Origin of the sequence: Paenibacillus sp. FSL H7-0326 (assembly GCF_001955535.1) — a bacterium.
In the GTDB taxonomy this organism is placed as follows: domain Bacteria; phylum Bacillota; class Bacilli; order Paenibacillales; family Paenibacillaceae; genus Paenibacillus; species Paenibacillus shunpengii.
This window is the reverse complement of the sequence record NZ_MPVN01000012.1, coordinates 38,248-51,877: the sequence shown is the minus strand read 5'-3', so window position 1 is coordinate 51,877 and position 13,630 is coordinate 38,248. Positions and strand designations below refer to the sequence as shown.

29 protein-coding genes are annotated in these 13,630 nt (G+C 44.4%); all 29 read right to left on the bottom strand.

The window, feature by feature from the left end; translation table 11 throughout:
• Nucleotides 1–91 precede the first annotated feature (91 nt).
• On the bottom strand, nt 92–487 hold the full coding sequence (rpsK, locus tag BK126_RS27925; RefSeq protein ID WP_076315711.1) for a 30S ribosomal protein S11: 396 nt from the start codon (nt 485–487) through the stop codon (nt 92–94).
• Between the two features lie 19 nt (nt 488–506).
• A complete protein-coding gene (gene rpsM / locus BK126_RS27920; RefSeq protein ID WP_076315710.1) occupies nt 507–875 on the bottom strand; it encodes a 30S ribosomal protein S13 in 369 nt (122 codons plus the stop codon).
• A 21-nt stretch (nt 876–896) separates the two neighbouring features.
• Nucleotides 897–1,010: a 50S ribosomal protein L36 gene (gene rpmJ / locus BK126_RS27915; RefSeq protein WP_003333770.1), complete on the bottom strand. Its 114-nt coding sequence runs from the start codon at nt 1,008–1,010 to the stop codon at nt 897–899.
• Between the two features lie 159 nt (nt 1,011–1,169).
• On the bottom strand, nt 1,170–1,385 hold the full coding sequence (gene infA, locus BK126_RS27910; RefSeq protein WP_006212898.1) for a translation initiation factor IF-1: 216 nt from the start codon (nt 1,383–1,385) through the stop codon (nt 1,170–1,172).
• Between the two features lie 19 nt (nt 1,386–1,404).
• Nucleotides 1,405–1,695: a KOW domain-containing RNA-binding protein gene (locus tag BK126_RS27905; protein ID WP_047914070.1), complete on the bottom strand. Its 291-nt coding sequence runs from the start codon at nt 1,693–1,695 to the stop codon at nt 1,405–1,407.
• A gap of 7 nt (nt 1,696–1,702) precedes the next feature.
• Nucleotides 1,703–2,020 (bottom strand): hypothetical protein, encoded by a 318-nt coding sequence (locus tag BK126_RS29225; RefSeq protein ID WP_143042165.1) that lies wholly within the window; start codon nt 2,018–2,020, stop codon nt 1,703–1,705.
• A 5-nt stretch (nt 2,021–2,025) separates the two neighbouring features.
• Nucleotides 2,026–2,670 carry an adenylate kinase gene (locus BK126_RS27900; protein ID WP_047914071.1) on the bottom strand — a complete coding sequence of 215 codons (645 nt, stop codon included), beginning with the start codon at nt 2,668–2,670 and terminating at the stop codon, nt 2,026–2,028.
• 113 nt (nt 2,671–2,783) lie between these two features.
• Nucleotides 2,784–4,082: a preprotein translocase subunit SecY gene (secY, locus tag BK126_RS27895; protein WP_047914072.1), complete on the bottom strand. Its 1,299-nt coding sequence runs from the start codon at nt 4,080–4,082 to the stop codon at nt 2,784–2,786.
• Complete coding sequence (rplO, locus tag BK126_RS27890) at nt 4,082–4,522, bottom strand: 50S ribosomal protein L15 (protein ID WP_076315709.1); 441 nt, start codon at nt 4,520–4,522, stop codon at nt 4,082–4,084. The genes secY and rplO overlap by 1 nt, the downstream gene beginning before the upstream one ends.
• Nucleotides 4,523–4,572: 50 nt before the next feature.
• Entirely contained in the window at nt 4,573–4,758 is a 186-nt protein-coding gene (gene rpmD / locus BK126_RS27885) for a 50S ribosomal protein L30 (RefSeq protein WP_047914074.1), read from the bottom strand.
• A gap of 12 nt (nt 4,759–4,770) precedes the next feature.
• Complete coding sequence (gene rpsE, locus BK126_RS27880) at nt 4,771–5,268, bottom strand: 30S ribosomal protein S5 (protein ID WP_047914075.1); 498 nt, start codon at nt 5,266–5,268, stop codon at nt 4,771–4,773.
• Nucleotides 5,269–5,295: 27 nt separating this feature from the next.
• Nucleotides 5,296–5,664: a 50S ribosomal protein L18 gene (gene rplR / locus BK126_RS27875; RefSeq protein ID WP_047914076.1), complete on the bottom strand. Its 369-nt coding sequence runs from the start codon at nt 5,662–5,664 to the stop codon at nt 5,296–5,298.
• A 118-nt stretch (nt 5,665–5,782) separates the two neighbouring features.
• The gene (gene rplF / locus BK126_RS27870) at nt 5,783–6,325 is read right to left on the bottom strand and encodes a 50S ribosomal protein L6 (RefSeq protein WP_047914077.1); all 543 of its coding nucleotides are present in this window, start codon (nt 6,323–6,325) and stop codon (nt 5,783–5,785) included.
• Nucleotides 6,326–6,357: 32 nt separating this feature from the next.
• A complete protein-coding gene (gene rpsH / locus BK126_RS27865; protein WP_076315708.1) occupies nt 6,358–6,756 on the bottom strand; it encodes a 30S ribosomal protein S8 in 399 nt (132 codons plus the stop codon).
• A gap of 32 nt (nt 6,757–6,788) precedes the next feature.
• Nucleotides 6,789–6,974 (bottom strand): type Z 30S ribosomal protein S14, encoded by a 186-nt coding sequence (locus tag BK126_RS27860; protein ID WP_074961883.1) that lies wholly within the window; start codon nt 6,972–6,974, stop codon nt 6,789–6,791.
• Nucleotides 6,975–7,045: 71 nt separating this feature from the next.
• A complete protein-coding gene (gene rplE / locus BK126_RS27855) occupies nt 7,046–7,585 on the bottom strand; it encodes a 50S ribosomal protein L5 (protein ID WP_076315707.1) in 540 nt (179 codons plus the stop codon).
• Nucleotides 7,586–7,617: 32 nt separating this feature from the next.
• Nucleotides 7,618–7,971, bottom strand: a complete 354-nt coding sequence (gene rplX / locus BK126_RS27850; protein ID WP_076315706.1) for a 50S ribosomal protein L24 — start codon at nt 7,969–7,971, stop codon at nt 7,618–7,620.
• Between the two features lie 72 nt (nt 7,972–8,043).
• The gene (gene rplN, locus BK126_RS27845; RefSeq protein ID WP_076315705.1) at nt 8,044–8,415 is read right to left on the bottom strand and encodes a 50S ribosomal protein L14; all 372 of its coding nucleotides are present in this window, start codon (nt 8,413–8,415) and stop codon (nt 8,044–8,046) included.
• A 34-nt stretch (nt 8,416–8,449) separates the two neighbouring features.
• Entirely contained in the window at nt 8,450–8,716 is a 267-nt protein-coding gene (gene rpsQ / locus BK126_RS27840; RefSeq protein ID WP_076315704.1) for a 30S ribosomal protein S17, read from the bottom strand.
• Nucleotides 8,717–8,767: 51 nt separating this feature from the next.
• A complete protein-coding gene (gene rpmC / locus BK126_RS27835) occupies nt 8,768–8,965 on the bottom strand; it encodes a 50S ribosomal protein L29 (protein ID WP_047914082.1) in 198 nt (65 codons plus the stop codon).
• On the bottom strand, nt 8,955–9,389 hold the full coding sequence (gene rplP / locus BK126_RS27830) for a 50S ribosomal protein L16 (protein ID WP_047914083.1): 435 nt from the start codon (nt 9,387–9,389) through the stop codon (nt 8,955–8,957). Before rplP ends, rpmC begins: the two co-directional genes overlap by 11 nt.
• A 2-nt stretch (nt 9,390–9,391) precedes the next feature.
• Nucleotides 9,392–10,057 carry a 30S ribosomal protein S3 gene (gene rpsC, locus BK126_RS27825; protein WP_076315703.1) on the bottom strand — a complete coding sequence of 222 codons (666 nt, stop codon included), beginning with the start codon at nt 10,055–10,057 and terminating at the stop codon, nt 9,392–9,394.
• Between the two features lie 13 nt (nt 10,058–10,070).
• Nucleotides 10,071–10,403: a 50S ribosomal protein L22 gene (gene rplV / locus BK126_RS27820; RefSeq protein ID WP_047914085.1), complete on the bottom strand. Its 333-nt coding sequence runs from the start codon at nt 10,401–10,403 to the stop codon at nt 10,071–10,073.
• A gap of 39 nt (nt 10,404–10,442) precedes the next feature.
• Nucleotides 10,443–10,721 carry a 30S ribosomal protein S19 gene (rpsS, locus tag BK126_RS27815; RefSeq protein WP_076315702.1) on the bottom strand — a complete coding sequence of 93 codons (279 nt, stop codon included), beginning with the start codon at nt 10,719–10,721 and terminating at the stop codon, nt 10,443–10,445.
• Between the two features lie 78 nt (nt 10,722–10,799).
• Nucleotides 10,800–11,630, bottom strand: a complete 831-nt coding sequence (gene rplB / locus BK126_RS27810) for a 50S ribosomal protein L2 (protein ID WP_047914087.1) — start codon at nt 11,628–11,630, stop codon at nt 10,800–10,802.
• Nucleotides 11,631–11,661: 31 nt separating this feature from the next.
• Nucleotides 11,662–11,952 carry a 50S ribosomal protein L23 gene (gene rplW / locus BK126_RS27805; protein ID WP_076315701.1) on the bottom strand — a complete coding sequence of 97 codons (291 nt, stop codon included), beginning with the start codon at nt 11,950–11,952 and terminating at the stop codon, nt 11,662–11,664.
• Nucleotides 11,952–12,575 (bottom strand): 50S ribosomal protein L4, encoded by a 624-nt coding sequence (rplD, locus tag BK126_RS27800; RefSeq protein WP_047914089.1) that lies wholly within the window; start codon nt 12,573–12,575, stop codon nt 11,952–11,954. The genes rplW and rplD overlap by 1 nt, the downstream gene beginning before the upstream one ends.
• A gap of 26 nt (nt 12,576–12,601) precedes the next feature.
• Nucleotides 12,602–13,225 (bottom strand): 50S ribosomal protein L3, encoded by a 624-nt coding sequence (gene rplC, locus BK126_RS27795; protein ID WP_047914090.1) that lies wholly within the window; start codon nt 13,223–13,225, stop codon nt 12,602–12,604.
• 38 nt (nt 13,226–13,263) lie between these two features.
• Nucleotides 13,264–13,572, bottom strand: a complete 309-nt coding sequence (gene rpsJ, locus BK126_RS27790) for a 30S ribosomal protein S10 (RefSeq protein WP_006676490.1) — start codon at nt 13,570–13,572, stop codon at nt 13,264–13,266.
• Nucleotides 13,573–13,630 lie beyond the last annotated feature (58 nt).

Sequence of the window (13,630 nt, the reverse complement as noted above, 5' to 3'; positions counted from 1 at the left end):
TTACCTTATCTAGTGTAGCCATGTAGTATGCCTAAACAACCATTATTAACAGATTGTGCCGGATTATACCACACTAAGGGGGCAAATCTCATTAGACACGACGACGTTTTGGAGGACGGCATCCGTTATGTGGCACAGGAGTTACGTCTTTGATCAGGTTAACTTCCAGACCTGCAGCTTGCAAAGAGCGGATAGCTGCTTCGCGGCCAGCACCTGGTCCTTTAACCATAACTTCAACTGTTTTCATGCCGTGTTCCATTGCTGCTTTAGCTGCAGTTTCTGCTGCCATTTGAGCTGCGAATGGAGTCGACTTACGGGAACCTCTAAATCCAAGACCGCCGGAGCTTGCCCAGGAAATAGCGTTACCGTGTGGATCCGTAATGGTAACAATTGTGTTGTTGAACGTGGAACGGATGTGTGCCACGCCAGACTCAATATTTTTACGGTCACGACGTTTAGTACGTACGACTTTTTTCGGTTTAGCCATTGTAGATTATCCTCCCTTCTTATTTCTTTTTGTTTGCTACTGTACGACGAGGACCTTTACGCGTACGAGCATTTGTTTTAGTACGTTGTCCACGAACAGGAAGGCCACGACGGTGACGAACACCGCGGTAACATCCGATCTCAGTCAAACGTTTAATATTTAAAGAAATTTCTCGACGAAGGTCACCTTCTACCTTAACCGTTTTGTCGATACCATCACGTAATTTGCTCACTTCATCTTCCGTCAGATCACGGACACGAGTATTTGGACTAATGCCTGTTTCGCTCAGAATTTTCTGGGAAGTCGTTTTACCGATTCCGAAAATGTAAGTCAAGGCGATCTCAACGCGTTTGTCACGTGGCAAATCCACACCAGCTATACGAGCCATTTTACGCTACACCCCCTTCTATTAACCTTGTTTTTGTTTGTGTTTCGGATTTTCGCAGATGACCATTACATTACCTTTGCGGCGAATGACTTTGCATTTCTCGCAGATAGGTTTTACAGAAGGTCTTACCTTCATGTTGATTACCTCCTCAAAGTTTTACGATGAGTAAAACTGACTTCGAAAGCATTTCACAGCTTCTATGGAAGCAGTCTCATGTACATAGGGTACACCAAGATTGCATTCACATGCAAAACTGTTGTAACTCTCATTCGTTATTTCAGAAAATGCACCTTACTATTTACGATAAGTTATACGCCCTTTGGTTAGATCATAAGGCGATAACTGAACAACCACTTTATCTCCTGTCAGAATGCGGATAAAATGCATCCGCAGTTTGCCGGATACGTGAGCTAGAATTTGATGACCATTCTCAAGCTCTACTTTGAACGTTGCGTTAGGAAGCGGCTCTATAACCGTTCCTTCCACTTCAATGACATCTTCTTTGGCCACAGATAGTCTCCTTTCTTCTTCAGCTTTGAACTTCGCTTGCATTTATGAACTGCTGTACTGCATAACGCAGTTTTCCGTTCGTAACCCGTCCAATTTCGTTAATACTGTTTACAACCTCGCTGCTGATCATCGGCTGGGGATCCAGATGAAGAAGGTTCTTCTTCTTAGCTCCATCAAACTTGCGTTTGTCCCCGTCAGCAATATATACATATCTGTTGTCCTCAACAGCGATGACTACTGCAAACTGGCCAGCATCCCTGCCTCGAAGGATTTTTACGATTTGACCGATTTGTGGGATTTCTTCATTCATCTTCTCATCACCTACGCATCTCGCCTTCGCAAAAATGGAGTACAGATCGACCGTCATACGACATTGCAAACAATCGAATATAGCTGGGCAACCCATGCACTTTCGGTTCATCGACTGAAGTACAAATACTGGCAGGAAAACCGTGATAACCTGTGAAAGACGACACAGCCCCTTGACTGCGATGATATTGATCAGTCATTTGGTGAAGTTCTCCGGTCAAAACCCGGGATAAATCGTGAACCATCTGATCTTCCTGTACTTGCGTACTGGATAACCGTGACTCACTCTTCCAACCCAGTTCTGCATCGGACTTACAAATGATCATTACCATTAACCCCGCAGTAAGGATACGATCTCTTGCGATACCGCATGAATTTCCTGTTCCCCGTCGATTTGACGCAGAAGACCTTTGTTCTCATAAAACGTGAGGAGTGGTGCTGTTTTGTTGATATATTCGTCAAGACGAGTACCTACGCTCTCTTCGTTGTCGTCAGAACGCTGATACAACTCGCCGCCGCATTTATCACAAATACCTTCCTGTTTAGGCGGGTTAAAAACAACATGATACGTAGAACCGCAATTTTTGCACAAACGGCGACCTGTTAATCGAGCCAGCAATTTGTTACGGTCAACCTTCAAGTTGATGACATGATCCAAACCAGTATTTAAACGTTCCAGAATACCGTCCAGTGCTTCTGCTTGTGAAATGGTCCGTGGAAATCCATCCAATAGGAAGCCCTTCTCACAATCAGGCTGCTGAAGACGTTCTTCAACAATACCTATGGTAACATCGTCTGGTACAAGCTTACCCTGATCCATGTATTCTTTAGCTTTAATCCCAATAGGAGTTCCTTGCTTAATCGCCAAACGAAATGCATCGCCTGTCGAAATGTGAGGAATGCCGAATTCATTAACAATCGCTTCTGCTTGTGTCCCTTTTCCTGCCCCAGGAGGGCCCATGAATAAGATGTTCACGTTATGTCACTCCCTCCAAGACTATCCCTTCAACAAGAAACAGCACAATAGGTGCCGGTCTTAGCAACTCACCAGCAAGGGCGAACTATTGCATTCTTTACCGGAACCTATGGCTATTTATTGATGAAACCTTTGTAATGGCGTTTGATCAATTGACTTTCAATCTGCTTGGTCGTATCCAATGCTACACCAATAACGATCAGCATGGAAGTACCAGCAAGCTGTGCAACTTGAGGCAAACCGGAAAGTGAGCCCAAGAATACAGGTAGAACGGAAATGACAGCCAAGAACAAAGCTCCGGTCATCGTCAAACGAGTCAAGACACGGGACAAGTATTTCTCAGTTGCTTTACCCGGACGAATGCCTGGGATATAACCGCCGTTCTTCTTCATGTTATCAGCCATTTGCTGCGGGTTCATCTGCACGAAAGTGTAGAAGAACGTGAAACCAATAATCATGATAACATAGAGCACCATACCTAACGGTTTGTCATAAGACAAATGCGTTGTAACCCAGTTAGCCCAGCCATAACCGGCCCAGAAGGATGCGATAATGATCGGAAACTGAAGAAGTGATACAGCGAAAATGACAGGGATAACGCCCGCCGCATTGATTTTCAGCGGAATATGGGTGTTTTGTCCACCATACATTTTGTTACCTACAACACGTTTTGCATATTGAACCGGGATCTTCCGGATCGCCTGCTGGATGTAGATAACCCCTACAATGGTCAGGAGAAGAACCAGTGCCACAATAACCACCTTAAGGATGTTCATGAACAGCTGATCTGCCTGAATAAATTCTGATTCTATTGTTGTACGGATAACATTCGGAATGGTAGCAACGATACCGGCAAAGATAATGATTGAAATCCCGTTACCAATACCTCTTTCCGTAATCTGCTCACCAAGCCACATGAGGAATGAAGTACCTGCCGTCAATACAATCGCGATGACAATATAGTCAACGAAAGTAGCATTAGGCACCATTTCCTGTCCATACAACCGGTTAAATCCGATCGATGTACCAAATGCTTGGATTAATCCCAACACCACTGTACCATACCGAGTGAGCTGGGCTAATTTTTTCTTACCATGCTCACCTTGTTTGGCCCATTCCGCAAGCTTCGGAATAACATCCATCGATAACAATTGTGTAATGATGGATGCTGTAATATATGGCATAATCCCTAGCGCAAAGATCGAGAACTGGAACAACGCTCCGCCTGAGAATGTGTTCAGAAGACCGAACAATTCCCTGCCTTGCGAATCTACCGCGTCGAATACTTCCTTGTTAACTCCTGGAACAGGAACAAAGGAGCCGATGCGGTAAATAATTAGAACAAAGAGAGTGAACAATATTCGTTTACGAAGATCTTCGACTCGCCATATATTCTTTAGGGATGTGAGCATTAGATCACCTCGGTTTTACCGCCGGCAGCTTCGATTTTCTCTACCGCAGATTGAGAGAACTTATTCGCTTTTACTGTAAGTTTTACAGTAACTTCGCCATTGCCAAGAATTTTGATGCCAGATTTTGTGTTTTTCACAATACCTGTTTCAACCAAAACTTCTGGAGTTACTTCTGTACCTGCTTCAAAACTATTCAGATCTTCGATGTTCACAACCGCATACTCTTTGCGAGTTGGGTTTACGAAACCGCGTTTCGGCAGACGACGATACAGTGGGTTTTGACCACCCTCGAAGCCTGGACGAACACCACCGCCAGAACGAGCGTTTTGACCTTTGTGACCGCGACCTGAAGTTTTACCCATTCCGCTACTTGGACCACGACCTTTGCGTTTACGCTCTTTGCGGGATCCAGGAGCTGGAGAAAGCTCATGTAACTTCATCGTTGCACCTCCTTAATGATTTATGGGAACAAGCCCTATGATGCTATTCCTTACGCCTCGATTTCTTTAACAGAAACCAAGTGACTTACTTTATTCACCATACCGCGGATCGCAGCATTATCGTTATGAACCACAGTTTGGTTGAGTTTGCGAAGACCGAGTGTGTTAACAGTCGTTCTTTGTGTCTCAGGACGTCCGATCAAACTGCGAACGAGGGTAATTTCCAGTTTAGACATGAGATTCCCTCCTTAGCCCCGAAGCTCTTCGACAGTTTTTCCACGCAATTTCGCTACATCTTCAGCGCGTTTCAAGCGGGACAAACCTTCCAAGGTCGCATTGACCATGTTCATGGAATTCGAAGAACCCAGTGATTTTGTCAAAATGTCACCCACACCAGCAAGTTCCAGAACGGCACGAACTGGACCACCAGCGATAACCCCAGTACCTTCAGCAGCTGGTTTCAAAAGAACACGGCCAGCTCCGAATTTACCAGTGATCAAGTGAGGAATTGTTGTTCCTACGAGTGGTACGTGGATTAGATTTTTCTTAGCATCTTCAATACCTTTGCGGATCGCATCAGGTACTTCGCCTGCTTTACCGATACCAGCTCCAACCCAGCCGTTGCCGTCACCGACAACTACCAGAGCGCTGAAGCTGAAACGACGTCCGCCTTTTACTACTTTAGCAACGCGATTAATATTTACAACTCTTTCAGTGAGTTCTAAAGTGTTAGGATCTACACGCAAGTCGTTAACCTCCTTTTAAAAAATATCTTAGAATTCAAGCCCTGCTTCACGAGCAGCATCAGCCAAAGCTTGAATACGTCCATGATACAGGTAGCCACCACGATCGAAAACGATGTTAGTGTATCCTTTTTCTTTCGCACGTTTAGCAACGAGAGCGCCAACTTTCTTAGCTGCCTCAACGTTACCACCGTTTGTGATTTCGCCGCTGATTTCTTTGTCGACCGTCGATGCAGATACAAGTGTTACACCTGCTACATCATCGATCAGTTGAGCATAGATATGTTTATCGGAACGGAATACGTTCAAACGTGGACGCTCAGCCGTACCAGAAATTTTACCACGAACACGGATATGTCTTTTCAGACGCACTTTGTTCTTATCTTGTTTAGTAATCATTTCACGTTTCCTCCCTTCAGTTAGCCTTGAATAGCTTCACATTAAGACGCACAGGGTATATTAGAAACACGAGCATCTCCTGAAAAGCCAGGGGACGGCACAAAGTCGGTAAGAAATCTTATTTCTTCTTACCGGCTTTACCTTCCTTACGGATGATGCGTTCGCCTTCATATTTAATCCCTTTACCTTTGTAAGGCTCAGGTTCGCGAACAGAGCGGATTTCAGCTGCATAAGCACCTACGCGCTCTTTGTTGATTCCACGAACGATGATTTTAGTGTTCGAAGGAACTTCGAACTCAATCCCCGGTTCCGGCGTGATTTCTACCGGATGGGAGTAACCTACGTTCAGAACGATTTTATCTCCGGATTTGCTTGCACGATATCCGACCCCAACCAGTTCCAGAGATTTGGAGAATCCTTCAGTTACGCCAAGTACCATGTTATTTACTACGGAACGAGTAGTACCGTGCAAAGAACGATGTGTTTTGTGATCAGAAGGACGTGTTACTGTAATTTCATTATTTTCAACGGAAACCTTCATTTCTTTATGAAGTTCACGTGTAAGTGTACCTTTAGGACCTTTAACCGTAATTGCGGTGTTGTCCAGAGTGACTTCTACGCCACTTGGTACTGTAATTGGTTTACGACCAATACGGGACATGTTGTTGCACCTCCTTGTTCTGTGACTTTATATTACCAAACGTAGCAGACAACTTCGCCGCCAGATTTAGCTTGACGAGCTTCTTTATCTGTCATTACACCTTTGGAAGTAGAGATGATCGCGATTCCGAGACCACCAAGTACGCGAGGTACTTCATTGCTTTTCGTGTAAACACGAAGGCCTGGTTTACTGATTCTTTTCAGACCAGTAATAACGCGCTCGTTGTTTTGACCGTATTTCAAGAAGATACGGATGATGCCTTGTTTGTTATCATCCACATATTCTGCATCACGGATGAAACCTTCACGCTTCAGGATTTCAGCGATTTGTTTTTTCATCGTCGAAGCAGGCATTTCTACCGTTTCGTGACGAACTGTGTTCGCATTACGAATGCGAGTAAGCATATCTGCAATTGGATCAGACATAGTCATTGTGTGTAAACCTCCTTCCCGTTCAGGACTTTTTACCAGCTTGCTTTTTTCACGCCAGGGATCTGGCCTTTATAAGCTAATTCACGGAAACAAATTCTGCAAATTTTAAACTTCTGCAATACAGAATGTGGACGACCGCAACGTTCACAACGAGTATAAGCACGAACTTTGTACTTCGGTGTGCGTTGTTGTTTAACTTTCATTGAAGTTTTTGCCACTTAGCCTGACACCTCCTAAATAATTTCGGAGAATTCGGGACCCTAGCTGGATTCCCGGATACTGTTATTTATTACTTTGCGAATGGCATTCCAAGTTGAGTAAGCAATTCGCGGGACTCTTCGTCCGTTTTAGCCGTAGTTACGATTACGATATCCATACCGCGTACTTTGTCGACTTTATCATACTCGATCTCTGGGAAGATGAGTTGTTCTTTAAGTCCAAGTGTGTAGTTACCGCGACCATCGAACGCTCTGTTCGATACGCCTTGGAAGTCACGTACACGAGGTAGAGTGATGTTGAACAATTTATCAAGGAAGTGATACATACGCTCTCCGCGCAGTGTTACTTTAACCCCGATTGGCATGTTCTCACGAAGTTTAAAACCGGCGATTGATTTTTTAGCTTTAGTGATTACTGGTTTTTGACCAGAGATCAGCTGCATATCGTTCACAGCGGAATCAAGCACTTTGGAGTTTTGGACAGCGTCGCCCACACCCATGTTGATTACCACTTTCTCGATTTTAGGAACTTGCATTACTGTGCTGTATTCAAACTTCTGCATCAAAGCAGGAGTTACTTCATTCAGAAAACGTTCTTTCATTCTTGCCATGAATTATGGACCTCCTTTCTCATTCGATTACATTAGTCGATCGATTCTCCGGAACGTTTAGCAACGCGTACTTTTTTGCCGTTGTCTAAAACTTTGTAACCAATACGAGTTACGTTTCCGCTCTTCGGATCAATGTGCATCACGTTCGATACATGGATTGGAGCTTCTTTCTCGATGATGCCGCCTTGTGGATTCAGCTGGTTAGGCTTTTGGTGTTTTTTCACGAGGTTAACACCTTCAACAAGAACGCGATTCTCACGAGGGTAAGCTGCGATGACACGGCCTTTTTTGCCTTTGTCTTTACCGCTGATCACCATAACAGTGTCGTCTTTTTTGACGTGCAACTTGTTGTTATGAGATTCCAGAACTTTTTTCACTTTTGCCATTTCGTACACCTCCTATGACTTGCGTGAACAAGTATGAATCGAATCCTTTATACAAGGATCAATATACGTTCATTAGATAACTTCTGGAGCCAAGGAAACGATCTTCATGTAGTCTTTCTCGCGAAGTTCGCGAGCAACTGGTCCGAAAATACGAGTTCCGCGTGGGCTTCTGTCTTCTTTAACAACAACTGCTGCATTCTCATCAAATGCGATGTAAGATCCGTCTTTACGACGAACAGAACGTTTTGTACGAACAACTACCGCTCTTACTACATCACCTTTTTTGACAACGCCGCCTGGTGTTGCTTGTTTGACAGAACAAACGATCAGGTCTCCGATTTGTGCTGTACGACTACGTCCCGTACCACCCAGTACTCGGATACACATCAGTTCCTTCGCACCAGAGTTGTCAGCTACAGCCAAACGTGTAAATGGTTGAATCATCTTGTTTTCCTCCTTTCAGCAAAGCTGAATATCATTAAATGATAACCGCTTTTTCTACGACTTCAACAAGTCTCCAGTTCTTGTCTTTCGACAAAGGACGAGTTTCCATGATTTTAACAGTATCACCGATTTTAGCAGTGTTATTTTCATCATGTGCTTTGAACTTTTTCGTGTATTTGATGCGTTTATGGTACAAGTCATGCTTTTTGTAAGTTTCTACAGCAACCACGATTGTTTTGTCCATTTTGTCGCTAACCACTTTACCGATTTGCACTCGACGTGCGTTACGTTCTTCGCTCATTGTTGGCCTCCTTCCTCAATTACAGACGGATGTTCCATCCGGTACTATTTATTAGCTAATCCCAAGTTCTCTTTCACGGATGATCGTTTTAGCACGTGCAATTTCTTTACGTACGTCACGAATACGTGTCGGGTTATCAAGCTGACCGGTAGCGAGTTGAAAGCGGAGGTTAAAGAGTTCTTCTTTAAATCCGGCAATCTTTTGCTCAATTTCAGCAGTGGTTAGGTTGCGGAATTCACTAGCCTTCATTTACTTCACCACCCAATTCTTCACGTTTCACGAACTTCGTCTTGATTGGCAGCTTGTGAGCAGCCAGACGCATTGCTTCGCGAGCAACTTCTTCAGATACACCAGAAAGCTCGAACATGATCTTTCCTGGTTTTACAACAGCAACCCATTTCTCGACGTTACCTTTACCACTACCCATACGTACTTCGAGAGGCTTTTGAGTAATAGGTTTGTCTGGGAAGATTTTGATCCAAACTTTACCACCACGTTTGATGTAACGAGTCATCGCGATACGAGCAGCCTCGATCTGACGGTTCGTAATCCAAGATGGTTCAGTTGCTTGAAGACCGTACTCACCAAAGTTCAGTGTAGTTCCGCCTTTAGCTTGACCTTTCATGTGACCGCGTTGTTGCTTGCGGTGTTTTACGCGTTTTGGCACCAACATGATTAGTTGCCTCCTTCCTTAGCAGCTTGTTTCTTAGCCGTAGGAAGAACCTCTCCACGATAGATCCATACTTTTACGCCAAGACGGCCGTAAGTTGTATGAGCTTCTGCTGTACCATAGTCGATGTCGGCACGAAGCGTGTGCAGTGGAACAGTTCCTTCACTGTAGCCTTCAGAACGTGCGATCTCAGCGCCGCCAAGACGTCCGCCTACTTGTGTTTTGATACCTTTAGCACCTGCACGCATAGTTCTTTGAATTGCTTGTTTCAGAGCACGACGGAAAGAAACACGGCGTTCCAATTGTTGTGCAATGCTTTCAGCAACGAGAATTGCGTCAAGGTCTGGTTGTTTGATTTCAGAAATGTTGATATGAACTTTCTTACCGCCAGCAATCTTCGTGATTTGACCACGGAGAATTTCAACTTCAGAACCACCTTTACCGATAACCATTCCTGGTTTAGCAGTGTGGATCGTTACGTTGACACGGTTAGCCGCTCTCTCGATTTCGATACGAGATACTGCGGAGTCTTTCAATTTATTTTTCAGGTATTCACGAATTTTTACGTCTTCTAGCAAAAGATCACCGAAATCTTTGCCTGCGTACCATTTGGATTCCCAATCACGGATTACGCCGATACGGAGTCCGACGGGATTTACCTTTTGTCCCACACGTTTTCCCTCCTTATTTTTCAGATACCACCAAAGTGATGTGGCTAGTGCGTTTGTTGATCCGGCTTGCACGTCCCATTGCACGAGGGCGGAAACGTTTCATTGTCGGACCTTGGTTTACGTAAGCTTGCGAGATAACCAGTTTGTTAACATCCAGGGAGTAGTTGTGCTCTGCGTTTGCGATAGCAGAGTTCAGCAATTTCTCAACAACTGGAGAAGCGGATTTTGGAGTGTGGCGCAGAATCGCGATCGCCTCGCCCACTTGCTTGCCGCGAATCAAGTCAACAACGAGTTGAACTTTACGAGGAGCAATCCGAATAAACTTGGCATGTGCTTTTGCTTCCATTGTTTAACCTCCTCTCAAACATTAGCGCTTGATGATCATTTATCTTCTAGTCTTCTTATCGTCTGCTGCATGGCCTTTATAAGTACGCGTAGGAGCGAACTCACCCAGCTTGTGTCCAACCATATCTTCCGTTACATAAACAGGAACGTGTTTACGGCCGTCATACACACCAAACGTATGTCCAATGAATTGTGGGAAAATTGTAGAACGACGGGACCAAGTTTTGATCACCAGCTTTTTGCCAGACTCGTTCATGTCTTCTACTTTTTTCAACAGGTAGCCATCAACGAATGGCCCTTTTTTAAGACTGCGACTCATGTGTAAATCCTCCCTTCATCCAATGTTCTCGTTCATTCACGATCGCTCGCGCGAAGTTATGCACAGATAGACTGTGTATTACTTCGTGCGGCGGCGAACGATGTATTTGTCAGAAGCTTTGTTTTTCTTACGCGTTTTGTAACCAAGAGTTGGTTTACCCCATGGAGACATTGGCGATTTACGTCCGATTGGAGCGCGTCCTTCACCACCACCGTGAGGGTGATCGTTAGGGTTCATTACTACCCCGCGAACTTCAGGACGTTGTCCGAGCCAGCGGCTACGGCCTGCTTTACCGATTTTAACGAGTTCGTGGTCTTCGTTACCAACAGATCCGATTGTAGCACGGCAAGTTTTAAGGATGCGGCGTACTTCACCGGAAGAAAGACGAACTGTTACGTATTTTTCTTCTTTACCAAGAAGTTGAGCTTCAGTACCAGCTGCGCGAACCAATTGTCCACCTTTACCTGGTTGAAGTTCGATGTTGTGGATAACGGTACCTACTGGAATGTTTTCAAGCGGCAGTGCGTTACCTGTTTTGATGTCAGAGCTAGGTCCGGACTCGATTTGATCCCCTACTTTAAGGCCTTTAGGAGCGATGATATAACGTTTCTCACCATCTGCATAATGGATCAGAGCGATGTTGGAAGTACGGTTCGGGTCATACTCGATTGTAGCAACGCGGCCCGGTATTCCATCTTTAGTACGTTTAAAGTCAATAATACGGTATTTACGCTTGTGTCCGCCGCCATGGTGACGAACCGTAATTTTACCTTGGTTGTTACGGCCAGCTGTTTTGCTCAGTGGAGCAAGCAGCGATTTCTCTGGCTGGTTTGTTGTGATCTCTTCAAAAGTAGACACAGACATGTTACGTCTAGCCGGAGACGTCGGTTTGTACTTTTTGATTGGCACTGATTTTCCCTCCTTACTTTACAGTTTCTTATTATACCGATTCAAAGAACTCAAGAGCTTTGCTGTCTGGAGTCAAAGTTACGAATGCTTTTTTCCACTCAGGAGTATATCCAGAGTAGCGTCCGTAGCGTTTTAACTTACCAGGTACGCGAAGAGTGTTCACGTCTTTTACTTTAACGTTGAAGATTTCTTCAATAGCAGCTTTGATTTCGGTTTTGTTCGAACGAATATCGACTTCAAATACATATTTCAAGTCGGCCATCATATCAGCTGTACGTTCAGTAATCACCGGACGTTTAATAATGTCACGAGGATTCTTCATTACGCGAGCACCTCCTCTACCTTCTGAACTGCTTCTTTCGTAATGATCAGTTTGTCGTACGTAAGTACGTCAAGAACATTAATGCCGTCAGCCGCTACAAATTTCACACCAGGAATATTTCTTGCGGAAAGAGCAACATTATCATCATAGCCTGGAGCAACGATCAAAGCTTTGCGATCTACTTTGAGGTTATTCAAAATAGCTGCAAATTCTTTAGTTTTCGGTGCATTCAGAGCAAGAGCATCCAGAACGATAATTTCGTTATCAATCACTTTGGAAGACAAAGCGGATTTAATCGCCAGACGACGAACTTTCTTAGGCAGTTTGAACGCGTAGCTGCGTGGTGTTGGACCAAATACAGTACCGCCGCCTACCCATTGTGGTGCACGGATCGAACCTTGACGAGCGCGTCCAGTACCTTTTTGTTTCCAAGGCTTACGTCCGCCGCCGCGTACTTCAGAACGTCCTTTTACTTTGTGTGTACCTTGACGCAGGGAAGCGCGTTGCATAACAACAGCATCGTGAAGTACATGAGTGTTCGGCTCAATTCCGAATACTGCATCGTTCAGTTCAACTTCTCCTACTTGGCTACCACTGACATTAAAAAGTGCTACTTTTGGCATTTTGTGTTCCTCCTTTCTTTAGGTGATTATTTCTTCACCGATTCTTTAATTTTAACGAAGCTGTTTTTCGGTCCAGGAATAGAGCCTTTAACAAGCAATACGTTACGTTCAGCGTCTACTTTAATAACTTCAAGACGTTGAATTGTGATTGTTTCATGACCCATATGTCCTGGAAGGTGTTTACCTTTAGGAACGCGGTTCGCTTGGATGGAACCCATGGAACCAGGGCCTCTATGATAACGGGAACCGTGAGACATAGGTCCAGTGCTTTGTCCCCAACGTTTGATAACGCCGGCAAAACCTTTACCTTTGGAGATTCCTGTTACGTCAACAAATTCGCCTTCAGCGAAGATGTCTGCTTTAATTTCTTGGCCAACCTCGAATCCCGCAAGATCAACACCGCGGAGTTCGCGAACGTAGCGCTTAGGAGCTGTATTAGCTTTTTTCGCATGTCCTGTTTCAGGTTTGTTAGCATTTTTTTCTTTCTTATCGGCATAACCTAGTTGAACCGCTTCATAGCCGTCGTTCTCAAGGTCTTTCTTTTGCAAGACAACAGATGGACCTGCTTCAATAACTGTAACAGGGATTACGTTACCTTCTGGAGTAAACACTTGCGTCATGCCTAGTTTTTTACCTAAGATACCTTTCATGTTGACACCTCTTTTCCTTCCATTAATACAATACTAAATTACAATTTAATTTCGATATCTACACCGGACGGCAGATCCAAGCGCATCAAGGCATCCACAGTTTGTGGAGTTGGGTTAACAATATCGATCAAACGCTTATGTGTGCGCATTTCGAATTGTTCCCGGGAATCCTTGTACTTGTGTACCGCACGGAGAATAGTAATAACTTGTTTCTCAGTTGGAAGCGGAATCGGACCGGATACACCTGCACCCGAACGTTTTGCCGTTTCAACAATCTTCTCAGCGGATTGATCAAGAATTCTGTGGTCGTAAGCTTTCAAACGAATACGAATTTTTTGCTTTGCCATTTTAGTCCCTCCTTCTATCGCCCAATTTAATATCGGACATACTCCGTGAAAATTTTCT

Excerpts from the sequence above, each read along its gene's own strand:
- rpsK (WP_076315711.1), bottom strand. The coding sequence starts at position 487 with ATGGCTAAACCGAAAAAAGTCGTACGTACTAAACGTCGTGACCGTAAA.
- rpsM (WP_076315710.1), bottom strand. The coding sequence starts at position 875 with ATGGCTCGTATAGCTGGTGTGGATTTGCCACGTGACAAACGCGTTGAG.
- rpmJ (WP_003333770.1), bottom strand. The coding sequence starts at position 1,010 with ATGAAGGTAAGACCTTCTGTAAAACCTATCTGCGAGAAATGCAAAGTC.
- BK126_RS27905 (WP_047914070.1), bottom strand. The coding sequence starts at position 1,695 with ATGAATGAAGAAATCCCACAAATCGGTCAAATCGTAAAAATCCTTCGA.
- BK126_RS29225 (WP_143042165.1), bottom strand. The coding sequence starts at position 2,020 with ATGATCATTTGTAAGTCCGATGCAGAACTGGGTTGGAAGAGTGAGTCA.
- secY (WP_047914072.1), bottom strand. The coding sequence starts at position 4,082 with ATGCTCACATCCCTAAAGAATATATGGCGAGTCGAAGATCTTCGTAAA.
- rplO (WP_076315709.1), bottom strand. The coding sequence starts at position 4,522 with ATGAAGTTACATGAGCTTTCTCCAGCTCCTGGATCCCGCAAAGAGCGT.
- rpmD (WP_047914074.1), bottom strand. The coding sequence starts at position 4,758 with ATGTCTAAACTGGAAATTACCCTCGTTCGCAGTTTGATCGGACGTCCT.
- rplR (WP_047914076.1), bottom strand. The coding sequence starts at position 5,664 with ATGATTACTAAACAAGATAAGAACAAAGTGCGTCTGAAAAGACATATC.
- rplF (WP_047914077.1), bottom strand. The coding sequence starts at position 6,325 with ATGTCCCGTATTGGTCGTAAACCAATTACAGTACCAAGTGGCGTAGAA.
- rpsH (WP_076315708.1), bottom strand. The coding sequence starts at position 6,756 with ATGACTATGTCTGATCCAATTGCAGATATGCTTACTCGCATTCGTAAT.
- rplE (WP_076315707.1), bottom strand. The coding sequence starts at position 7,585 with ATGGCAAGAATGAAAGAACGTTTTCTGAATGAAGTAACTCCTGCTTTG.
- rplX (WP_076315706.1), bottom strand. The coding sequence starts at position 7,971 with ATGGCAAAAGTGAAAAAAGTTCTGGAATCTCATAACAACAAGTTGCAC.
- rplN (WP_076315705.1), bottom strand. The coding sequence starts at position 8,415 with ATGATTCAACCATTTACACGTTTGGCTGTAGCTGACAACTCTGGTGCG.
- rpsQ (WP_076315704.1), bottom strand. The coding sequence starts at position 8,716 with ATGAGCGAAGAACGTAACGCACGTCGAGTGCAAATCGGTAAAGTGGTT.
- rpmC (WP_047914082.1), bottom strand. The coding sequence starts at position 8,965 with ATGAAGGCTAGTGAATTCCGCAACCTAACCACTGCTGAAATTGAGCAA.
- rplP (WP_047914083.1), bottom strand. The coding sequence starts at position 9,389 with ATGTTGGTGCCAAAACGCGTAAAACACCGCAAGCAACAACGCGGTCAC.
- rplV (WP_047914085.1), bottom strand. The coding sequence starts at position 10,403 with ATGGAAGCAAAAGCACATGCCAAGTTTATTCGGATTGCTCCTCGTAAA.
- rpsS (WP_076315702.1), bottom strand. The coding sequence starts at position 10,721 with ATGAGTCGCAGTCTTAAAAAAGGGCCATTCGTTGATGGCTACCTGTTG.
- rplW (WP_076315701.1), bottom strand. The coding sequence starts at position 11,952 with ATGAAGAATCCTCGTGACATTATTAAACGTCCGGTGATTACTGAACGT.
- rplD (WP_047914089.1), bottom strand. The coding sequence starts at position 12,575 with ATGCCAAAAGTAGCACTTTTTAATGTCAGTGGTAGCCAAGTAGGAGAA.
- rplC (WP_047914090.1), bottom strand. The coding sequence starts at position 13,225 with ATGAAAGGTATCTTAGGTAAAAAACTAGGCATGACGCAAGTGTTTACT.
- rpsJ (WP_006676490.1), bottom strand. The coding sequence starts at position 13,572 with ATGGCAAAGCAAAAAATTCGTATTCGTTTGAAAGCTTACGACCACAGA.